The sequence below is a fragment of the Calditrichota bacterium genome (genome assembly GCA_013152715.1).
Lineage (GTDB): Bacteria > Zhuqueibacterota > Zhuqueibacteria > Thermofontimicrobiales > Thermofontimicrobiaceae > 4484-87.
This window is the reverse complement of sequence record JAADFU010000011.1, coordinates 17131-17897: the sequence shown is the minus strand read 5'-3', so window position 1 is coordinate 17897 and position 767 is coordinate 17131. Positions and strand designations below refer to the sequence as shown.

Annotated in this window: 1 protein-coding gene; it reads left to right on the top strand. The window is 37.5% G+C overall.

Annotated features, from left to right (window positions below; genetic code table 11):
- Nucleotides 1-767 (top strand): tetratricopeptide repeat protein (locus tag GXO74_01105; protein ID NOZ60256.1); only part of this gene is annotated, 767 nt, incomplete at both ends.

The following is a 767-nucleotide window of genomic DNA, read 5'->3' as shown; positions in this document are numbered from 1 at the left end:
GCAGCGAGTCTGCCAGAGAACATTTGATTTGAGAGTCCAGGGAAATTTATTTACCGCCAAAGGAAATCTCTATTTTGAACGAAAGGATTACCCACAGGCTTTGTCTTATTATAATGAGGGGCTGCAAATAGGGGAGAAAATTGGTTCACCTGAAAATATCTGGAAAGCCTATTATGGAATAGGTAGGACTATGGAGAAAAAGGGCAAGAATCAACAAGCAGCAAAAAGCTATCATCAGGCAATTGAGAAAATAGAATCCATCCGGGCGAAACTCAAAGCAAATACATTGAAAGAGAGTTTTTTAGATGATAAAATCGATGTTTACAATTCAATGATTAATCTACTGCTTAAAATGGGTCGGAAAAAAGATGCTTATGAATATCTGGAACGCTCAAAAGCCAGAAGTTTTTTAGATATTCTTTCTACCGGTCATGTGAACATTGCCAAAGGAATCACACCCCAGCGTTTGCAGCGTAAGAAAGATTTGGAGAGGAAGTTGAATAAAATTCAACAGGAACTTGCAGATATTTATTCAGAAAATGGAAAAGAGATCAACCAAAATCGGATCAGTTCACTCGAGGACAGTGTGAAAAAAGTTCATTACTATTATGAACAATTGTTGCAAGAGATTCAACTGAAAAATCCCAAATATTCACGCTTAACAGGATTGAAAAAGCCACTGAATTTGAAACAGGTGCAGGAGAGAATTGTTCAACCAGGAACAGCACTGGTTGAATATTTAGTGGGGAAAGAAAGAGTGAACGTCT